We start from the raw sequence: 478 nt of genomic DNA, 5'->3' as shown, positions 1-478 counted from the left end.
TGTGCAGACCTAAGTTACAGGCGTATCCGCCGATATTCAGTCTGACGCCTAAAGCGTCTGGAAGCACGTGACTTTAGCCATGTGAGGTTCACAGATTTTGACAATGTGATCAGCATTTACATCGAAGCTCCACGTAAAAACTGTGTGGAATCCATCATGAAAAAGCTGCAGGTTTCGGAGCCGGAAGCTCATGAGCTGATCAGCAAAACAGATAAATACAGAGCAGATTATTATGAGTATTATACAAGAGGCGGCTACTGGACAAACCTGGTGAATTACGACCTTACATTAAACAGCGCAAGAGTAGGCCGTGAAAAATGTGTGGATGTGATAGAGGATTACTTAAAAATCCGATTTGATTTGTAATACCAAATACAAAGAAAAATGTCAGGCAGTTTAACATAATATATAGCAAGAATTCTCCTTCCTCTACAGGTGGGAGATGAATTGCATAAAAGCAAAAAGAACACTTGTTCTT

Annotated in this window: 1 protein-coding gene; it reads left to right on the top strand. The window is 40.4% G+C overall.

The window, feature by feature from the left end:
* Window positions 1-81 precede the first annotated feature (81 nt).
* On the top strand, window positions 82-366 hold the full coding sequence (locus tag OCV61_RS18465; protein ID WP_262583450.1) for a cytidylate kinase-like family protein: 285 nt from the start codon (window positions 82-84) through the stop codon (window positions 364-366).
* The last annotated feature ends 112 nt before the right edge of the window (window positions 367-478 follow it).

The organism is Blautia ammoniilytica (genome assembly GCF_025566965.1).
In the GTDB taxonomy this organism is placed as follows: Bacteria; Bacillota; Clostridia; order Lachnospirales; family Lachnospiraceae; genus Blautia_A; species Blautia_A ammoniilytica.
Note: the sequence above shows the minus strand (reverse complement) of the source record. Positions and strands in the feature narration are given on the sequence as shown.